The following is an 8276-nucleotide window of genomic DNA, read 5'->3' as shown; positions in this document are numbered from 1 at the left end:
CCCTGTTCCCGAACATCGTCTTCCGGCTGAAGAAGGGCGGGAACTTCGAACCAGGCGACCCGAACCACGACCTCTTCCAGCTCGCGATGAAAGTCGCGGCGCGGCGCATGAATCCCACCTTCAGCTTAATGGACGCGAGCTTCAACCGTCCCTACGGCGACGAGGTCGCCTACATGGGCTGCCGCACCCGCGTCATGGGCAACCGGCGGGGCTCCGAGGTGGCGGCCGGCCGCGGCAACATAGCGCCCGTGACCATGAACCTGCCCGGCCTGGCCCTGCGCGCGCGGACGCCCGAGCGCTTCATGCTGGAGCTCGACGACCTCGTGGCCCTGGCCGGGCGGCAGGTCCTGCATCGCTATCGCGTCCTCTGCTCGCTCAAGGCGCGCGAGCTCCCCTTCCTCATGGGCCAGGGGCTCTATCTCGATTCCGGCGCTCTGGGCCCGGACGACGCCATCGAGCCGGCCCTCCGGCACGGGACGCTGGCTATCGGGTTCATCGGGCTCGCTGAGGCGCTCACGGCCCTGACCGGCCGGCATCACGGCGAGAGCGACGAGTCGCTGCAACTGGGGCTGAAGATCGTGGGACGGGTCCGCGAGCTCACCGACGGGCTCTCCCGCGAGCACGACCTCAACGTGACCTGCTACGCCACTCCGGCCGAGGGGCTGGCCGGCCGGTTCACGCTCCTGGACCGCGAGACCTTCGGCCGGGTCCGCGGCGTCACGGACTCGGACTTCTACACCAACTCCTTCCATGTGCCCGTGGCCTGCCCGCTCGGGGCGTTCGAGAAGATGGAGCGCGAGGCGCCGTTCCACCGCCTGTGCAACGCCGGCCACATCAGCTACGTCGAGCTGCCCTCGGCGCCCGAGCACAACATCGCGGCCGTCGAGAAGCTGCTCAAGCGCCTGGCCGAGCTCGACGCCGGCTACGCCGGCATCAACTTCCCGATCGACGAATGCCGCGCCTGCGGCCGGCGCGGGCTTCAAGACGGCGCCTGCGCCTCCTGCGGCTCGACCGACATCCGCCGCATCCGCCGCGTGACCGGCTACCTCTCGACCGAGGACCGTTTCAACGCCGGGAAACGCGCGGAGCTCAAAGCGCGCATCCCGCACCGGCTGTGACCCTGCGCATCGCCGGGCTGGCGAAGGAAAGCTACGTGGATGGCCCGGGCATCCGCTGCACGGTCTTTCTGCAAGGCTGCCAAAGACACTGCCCGGGCTGCCACAACCCATCGACCCATGATCCCGCGGGCGGCGCAGCGGCCGCTGTCGAAAGCCTGGTCCGGGATATCCTTTCCCTCCGCGGCCTGGACGGCGTCACGCTTTCCGGGGGCGAGCCGTTCCTGCAGCCCGTCGCCGCGGCCGCTCTCGCCGCGCGGCTCAAGGCCGCTGGTCTGCACCTGGTCGGCTACACCGGTTTTCTCTTCGAGGAATTGCGCGCCGGCGGCGAGGAGACGAACCGCCTTCTGGGCGAGCTGGACGTGCTCGTGGATGGTCCTTTCATCGCGGCCGAGCGCGACCCCGGGCTGGCCTTCCGAGGCTCGCGCAATCAGCGCGTCATCGACGTACCCGCTAGCCTGTCGGCCGGGCAGGTGATGCTCGTCAAAGAGGGCTGGTAAACGATCAATCCTTGCCCAGGACGCTGCAGACCGCCGTCCCGCAGAACAGGATGAGCAGGGGATAGCACGGCCCGAAATACAGGAGGTTCACCGCAGGCCAGGACGTCGCGTCTATGAAGGAAAAGAGCAGCAAGCGGGTCAGCACGGCGATGAGCAAGGCCGTGCTCAGAGCCGGAAGCAAGCCCCAGTCCCTCAGAGACCGGGCGTAGCAGACCAAAGCGAGCAAGAAGGCCGCGGGAATCAGGATCCGGTAGAGATTTCCGACCCAGCGCAGCAGGCTGAAAAGGCGCTCAGCTTGCCGCGCATCGTAGCCGGCCGACATCTCCTGCTTGCTGGCCTTCTTGACCAGCACCTTGAGACGGCCAAAGTCGAATGGCCCGCCCCTTAAGAGCTCCGCAGCCGGGATGCTCGCCAAGGTCCCTTGCCGGCCCTGCAGGACCAAGACGCAGGACGCGTCCCAGCAGTCGCTGCACAGGGTGAAGATGATATGCGTGCGCTTGCGATCCAGAGGTCCGAAAGCCTGCTGGAGCGCGCTGTAAGACATCAGTTCCTTGGAGAGGAACACCGCATGGCCGTTGAGCAGGGCGTCCATGACCACCTCGCCCTGCACCGTCCACCGGTCCTTTAAGGGGAAGAGGCGTCCCTTGATGAGCCGTTGGAAAAGACCCAGCCAGCGCCCGTCTTCGCTGAAGCCGGGACGGATGTCGAGCGTGGGCAGAGCGAGCAAAGTATAGACCGCTCGCCCCAGGCTGCGCGCGGTCCGCGCCGCGTAAGGCGCGCGCCAGGGCGGCACCCAGCTGTCCCGCGGCGGCAGGCAACTCAAGCGCCCTTGCGCGCAGGCCGCGTTGACCTCATCGGCCACGCCCTGGTAGCAGCCGCGCGCGGCCGCGGCCGACGTATAGCAGCCCGCCTTGGCCGCCGCGTCGCGCAAGGCGAACCTGAACCAGCCGCCCCGCAGCTCGCCGTCGCAGGTCTCCATGCGCTCCATCACGCAGCCGTGCATGGCCCAGGCCGGGTTGAAGAGCGTCAGCAGGCGCGCGAAAGCCGGGCTCGCCTGGGCGGCCTTGGTCAAAGCTTCTCGGGAGACCGGCACATGGCGCGAACTCGGCTCAGGGAGCACGCGGCAGAGCGCGCCGTAGGCCGCGCGATACTCTCCTTGCTTGAGGTCCACGACATCCCAGAGGCCGTATTCCTTATGATTCTGCCAGCGCAGCAGCCCCACGCCCGCCAATGCGGTCCCGGCCACGACCCCGGCCAGAAGAACTGGCCGGACCAAGGAGGCCTTGGCGCGGACGCATTGGGCCGCCGCCGCCGCGGCCAGGAACGCCAGCGTCGGGACCAGTTCCGCGGCTTCCTCCCGGGTCAGCCAGCAGGCGGCCACCGCCGCGCCGAGCGCTCCAGCCCACAGCCAGGGCCGCGCTCCGGGCTGCTTCTGCGAGGCCAGCCAACAGGCCGCCAAAGCCATGACCACTGCCGTGAGCGGCGCATAGAGACCCTCCCTGACCACGCGGAGGTTATCCAGGTTGTAGCCCAGGGGGTTGAGGAGGAAGGCGATGAAAAGAAGGAGCAGCAGCCAGGTCCGTCTGACCTGCGGCCTCAGCGCGGCCACGAAGAGCCAGCCGGCCAAGGCGTAGACCAGAGATTGGGTGAGCGCCAGCGGCAGCTTGAGCCGGTAAGCCGCCGCGATCCAGAGCGAGAAGAACGGACCCTTGGCGAGGGTCAGCTCGTCGTAAGGCCCCAGCCAGCCGCCCCGCAGGATGTTGTCGGCCAGCCTTACGAACAGGGCGTCGTCATGGCCGGCGCCGCCGGCGGCCGCCAGCGGGACCAGGCTCTTGAGCCACAGGAACAGGCCGGTGGCCGCGGCCATGGCCAGCCACAACGGCTCGACTCTAGGCCTGCGCATCAGAGGTATGGTATCACAGGCGAAGGCCGATGTCACACGCAAGAAGGCCCGCCGGGCCTTTAGGCCAGGCGGGCCTTCCTTGAGTCCTGACTCTTACTGGCCCTGCGCTGGGGCCGGCGCGGGCGCCGGAGCCGGGTTCTTCTCGTTGTAGATCCGCCGGCTCTCCTTGTTCTCCTGCTGGTTCAAGGCCTTCTGCTCCTGCTTGGTGATGTGGCCCCCGTTCTGCGCGGCCATGTCACGCTCTTCTCGGCGGATGCGCCGGTGTTCCTTGTGCAGCTTCCGCGCCTGCTGCTGGGTGATCTTGCCGCTCTTCTCGCCTTGCTCGATCCTCTTGTTCTGGTTCTTCATGCGCTTGTTGACTTCGGTGCGGCGCGGATGTTCCTTCTGCCACTTGGTCTTGTCGCCGGCCTGCGCGCCGGAAGCCAGGAGCGCCAGCCCCAGCATAGCCGCCATCATAACTCGGATCGTCATTGCACTGCCTCCTCCCCATCGGGGGCACGGCGTGTTCCTGCTTCCTATAATACGGCCCGGACCGCCCAAAGTTCGCCCTCCATTCATGGCAAATTTAGTATGGTGTCCCCATATCCCATGGCCCTCGCGATCGGTCTCATGTCCGGGACTTCCGCCGACGGCGTGACCGCGGCTCTGGCGGACTTCCGGGGCCGCCGCATCACGGTCCTGCGCTGCGAGACCTACCCCTACGCCCCGGCCCTGCGCCGCCGCGTGCTCGCGGCTCCGACCCTGAGCGCGGCCGAACTCTCGCGCCTCAACTTCGAGCTGGGCGAAGCCTTCGGCCGCGCCGCCAAGCGCATCGGGCGGGGGCGCAGAGCTTTGGTCATCGGTTCGCACGGCCAGACCGTGTGGCACGGCCCGCGGGCCTGCCCTCCCAACACCATGCAGATCGCGGAGCCCGCGGTCATCGCCGAGCGCGCCGGCCTGCCCGTGGCCGCGGATTTCCGCACCCGGGATATGGCCGCGGGCGGCGAGGGCGCGCCCTTGGTTCCCGCCTTCGACGAGTTCCTCTTCGCCTCCGGCCCCCTGCGCTGCCTGCAGAACATCGGCGGCATCGGCAACGTCTCGGTGGCGGGGCGAGGCCGCCTTTGGACCGCGTTCGACACCGGCCCGGGCAACAGCCTCATGGACGAGGCCGCGCGCCTGGCCACATCCGGCCGATTGCAGATGGACCGGAACGGGCGCCTGGCCCGGCGCGGCCGGCCGGACGAAAGGCTCGTGGCCCGGCTGCTGAGCGACCGGTTCTTCCGGCGGCCGCCGCCCAAGTCGCTCGACAAGGTCAGCTTCAGCGCGGCTTTCCTGCGCCGGCATTTCCAGCGCCTCACGCTGGCCCGATTGCCCGATGTCCTGGCCACGCTCAACCTCTTCACGGCCCGTTCCATAGCGGAGTCCTATCGCCGCTTCGTCTTCCCCCGCCACAAGGTCCGGGAGGTGGTGGTCAGCGGCGGCGGAGCCCTTAACCCGGTTCTCATGGAGAGCCTCTCCCGTCTCTTGGCGCCGGTCCCGGTCGACAACTCGGAGCGCTTCGGCCTGCCGGTCATGGCCAAGGAAGCGGCGGCTTTCGCCTGGCTCGGCCTGCGCGCTTGGCAGGGCCGGACTAACAACTGCCCGCAGGCCACCGGAGCCCGGGGCCGGCGGATCCTCGGCAAGGTGGTGCCCGCATGAAGCTGCCCAGACAGATCCTACAGAAGATGAAAGACCATCCTCCTTTCTATCAGGCCGTCTGGAAAGCCTGCGCCGAGATCCCAAAGGGCCAGGTGCGCACCTACGGCTGGATCGCCCGCCGCATCGGCAAGCCCAAGGCCGCGCGCGCCGTGGGACAGGCTCTGGGCCGCAACCCCTTCGCGCCGACCGTGCCCTGCCACCGGGTCGTGGGAGCCGACGGCCGGCTGACCGGCTTTTCCGCTCCGGGCGGCGTGGCGGCCAAGCGCCGCCTGCTGGAAAAAGAAGGCGCCCTGCGCAAGGGAACAAAATGACCCCCTCGCTCGTATATATAGTAGGCTGGGGATCGCGCCGAGGCTGCCCACCGAACCCATAGCAGCGCCATCGGCCCATCCCCGGCCTCCTTTTTGCCTTGCCGGGACATAAGACCCTTATCCTATTCGCGCATAGGCCGTTTGCCTGACCTGCCAGGGCCCATTCGCCCCACTCGCATCCGCGCGCAGGGTGGTAAGATACCCACACTCGAAGACATCAGCCGGAAGGGAGAACTCTATGAAGCACCTTTGCCGACGCGCCGCCGCTTCCACTTTGGCCTTGCTCATCGCCTGCCCCGCGCCGAGCCTCTGGGCCGCCGGCGTGGTCAGCCCCGTGACCACGCGCACCGGCCCGGCCGGCATGACCATGCCGATGACCGCGCTGCCCGGACAAGCCGTCTCCAACCTAGGCCTGGGCTCAGCGGGCTTCTTGGGCGCTGCCTCGCTCAAAGGCACTCTCAGCGCCGTGCCGCAAGTCTCCCCCAGCGCGATGCTCGTCATCCCGTCGGCCGCGCCGGCTCTGGGGCAGCCGGTCTCCCCCGTCAGCGTCCTGCCTAAGGCTCTGCCCGCCGCTCCCGAGGCCCCGGAGCAGAGCCCGGCCGCGGCCGCCCAGAAGGTGGGCGGGATGACCAACGAGGTCATGACCTTCCTGGAGAGCGCCGGCCCCGTGGCCCAAGCCTCCGCCGAGAGCGCCCAAGGCCTGGGGACGAAGGTCTTCAAGGCTTTGCAGGGTGCCCCGGAGGCCGGCGAGGTCTTCGCTCTGGCCCCCGAGGGGCAGGAAGCCCCGGCCTCGCCGGCGTCGTCTCTCAAGCAGCAGAAGATGCTGCACACCCTCTACCAGGTGGCCGCCGTGTTCGCGGAGCAGTACGCGCCCATCGAATGGAAGAAGGAGCAGTTCAAGCTCGATCTCAAGCGCGAGTACGACAAGGCCAAGGCGGCCATCCTCGCCAATCCGGACATCTCGACGCGCGAGTTCCAGGACCTGCTCGCCTCCTTGGTGGCCTCGATGCGCGACTACCACGTGAGCATCTCGTTCGACTCCACCGAGCGCGCGCGCCTGCCGTTCCTGGTGACCGGCGCGGAAGGCAAGTATTTCCTGGCCTACATCGACCGCGAGCAGCTCCCGGAGGCGAACTTCCCCTTCCAGCTGGGCGACGAGGTCGTGACCTTCGACGGCAAGCCCACGGGCGAGGCCGTCCAGCAGCTCGCGGCCCGGCTCGGCGGCAACACGGCCGGCACCGACCTGCGTCTGGCCGAGCTGTTCCTGACCAACCGGCGCCGCAGCCGGGGCGACCAGGTCCCGCAAGGCGACGTCACGTTCTCGATCCGCGGCCAGGACGGCAAGGTCGTCAAGGCCAGGATGGCCTGGGACTACACCCCGGAGCTGGTCCCGCAGGACGTGCCGGTGCGCGACGCGGGCCTGCTCAGCGCAGACCAGCCCGCCGCGGTGGCGCCGGAATCCGCCATCGACGGCTCGATCGGCGCGCCGCAGCTCAGCGCCAGCAGCCTCAAGAGCCTGCTCAGCCGCGCCGTGGCCAACGCCATCCACCCGCTGGCGAAGCTCTTCGCCGAGATGCGCGATGAAGCCGCGGACAATCCGTTCATGATCGGGGCCAAGAAGAGCTTCGTGCCGAGCCTGGGCAAGGTGCTCTGGCAGGCCGGCGAGGACGATCCCTTCCACGCCTACATCTTCGAGACCAAGGACGGCCGCAAGGCGGGCTTCGTCCGCATCGCGAGCTACGAGGGCGGCGCCAAGGAAGCCAAGGCCTTCGGCGCGCTCACGGCCAAATTCAACAAGGAAGGCATCAAGTCTTTGGTCATCGACCAGGTCAACAACCCGGGCGGCGACGTCTTCTACATGTACGCCTTGCTCTCGCACCTGACGGACAAGCCGCTCAAGACGCCGCACCATCGCCTGATCATCGGAGAGAACAACGCCAAGTGGGCCGCGGACCTGCTGCTCAAGGTGATGCAGGGCGCGCAGGGCTCCAGCGCCCAGCGCGCCGCGCCGAAAGCCGACGCCGAGGAAAAAGACGAGGAGCCGACGGCTTCCGGCTATCCCGTCACCCAGAAGTTCATGCAGCTCTTCGTCCGCTTCGCCCAGTTCATACTCAAGCAATTCGACGCGGGCAAGCGCTTCACCGACCTGACCTGGATCAACGGGGTCGACGAGATCGACCCGGCGCCGAAGGCGGAGGAGCGCTACACCGGGCCCATCCTGCTGCTGACCAACGAGCTCGACTTCTCGGGCGGAGACTTCTTCCCGGCTGTCATGCAGGACAACAAGCGCGTGACCCAGATGGGCGTGCGCACGGCGGGCGCGGGCGGCATGGTCATGCCCTTCGAGCTGCCCAACCAGTTCGGCATCGCGGACCTCAACGCGACCTGGAGCATCGCCGAGCGCGCCAACGGCAAGCCCATCGAGAACCTGGGCGTGGTCCCGGACATCCCCTACAACATGACTCAGAAGGACCTGCAGACGGGCTTCGCCGAGTACCGCCTGGCCATCATCAAGGCCGTGCAGGACCTGATGGGCGCGGCCCCCGCCGCGGCTCCAGCGCCTGCCCCGGAAGTGGCTCCGACGCCGAAGCCGGCCAAGAGGCCCGCAATCACGACCTCAAAGTCCCGGCCGAACCGCCCCAACCGCCGCAAATAGAGTTCGGGGACACAATACTTAACTCGCCGCCCGGCCCTGCAAAGGGCCGGGCGGTTCATTTCCAGAGGAATTAGGTATTGTGTCCCCAAACCCGCAAACCCAATAGGTATAATC

At 68.1% G+C, this 8276-nt stretch carries 6 protein-coding genes and 1 pseudogene; 5 read left to right on the top strand and 2 right to left on the bottom strand.

Annotation, left to right across the window (positions count from 1 at the left end):
* Positions 1 to 1118: anaerobic ribonucleoside-triphosphate reductase (gene nrdD / locus NTY77_12075; protein MCX5796225.1), on the top strand; the 1118-nt coding region annotated here is incomplete at its 5' end.
* Positions 1115 to 1615: a 4Fe-4S single cluster domain-containing protein gene (locus NTY77_12070; protein ID MCX5796224.1), complete on the top strand. Its 501-nt coding sequence runs from the start codon at positions 1115 to 1117 to the stop codon at positions 1613 to 1615. The genes nrdD and NTY77_12070, both read left to right, overlap by 4 nt.
* Positions 1616 to 1619: 4 nt before the next feature.
* Here NTY77_12070 and NTY77_12065 read toward each other — a convergent pair whose 3' ends face one another.
* Together NTY77_12065 and NTY77_12060 are read right to left on the bottom strand one after the other, a co-directional pair.
* Positions 1620 to 3518 carry a hypothetical protein gene (locus NTY77_12065; protein MCX5796223.1) on the bottom strand — a complete coding sequence of 633 codons (1899 nt, stop codon included), beginning with the start codon at positions 3516 to 3518 and terminating at the stop codon, positions 1620 to 1622.
* Between the two features lie 93 nt (positions 3519 to 3611).
* Entirely contained in the window at positions 3612 to 3974 is a 363-nt protein-coding gene (locus tag NTY77_12060; protein ID MCX5796222.1) for a hypothetical protein, read from the bottom strand.
* Between the two features lie 132 nt (positions 3975 to 4106).
* On the opposite strand from NTY77_12060, the gene NTY77_12055 reads away from it, so the two are divergent.
* The 3 genes and pseudogenes from NTY77_12055 (at position 4107) to NTY77_12045 (ending at position 8162) form a co-directional block, all read left to right on the top strand.
* Positions 4107 to 5195 carry an anhydro-N-acetylmuramic acid kinase gene (locus tag NTY77_12055; GenBank protein MCX5796221.1) on the top strand — a complete coding sequence of 363 codons (1089 nt, stop codon included), beginning with the start codon at positions 4107 to 4109 and terminating at the stop codon, positions 5193 to 5195.
* A gap of 44 nt (positions 5196 to 5239) precedes the next feature.
* A pseudogene (locus NTY77_12050) lies at positions 5240 to 5506 on the top strand (MGMT family protein).
* Positions 5507 to 5744: 238 nt separating this feature from the next.
* On the top strand, positions 5745 to 8162 hold the full coding sequence (locus NTY77_12045; protein MCX5796220.1) for a protease-like activity factor CPAF: 2418 nt from the start codon (positions 5745 to 5747) through the stop codon (positions 8160 to 8162).
* The last annotated feature ends 114 nt before the right edge of the window (positions 8163 to 8276 follow it).

The organism is Elusimicrobiota bacterium (genome assembly GCA_026388095.1).
Classification (GTDB): Bacteria; Elusimicrobiota; Elusimicrobia; order UBA1565; family UBA9628; genus UBA9628.
The sequence above is the reverse complement of the archived record's forward strand: the minus strand, read 5'-3'. Positions and strand labels throughout refer to the sequence as shown.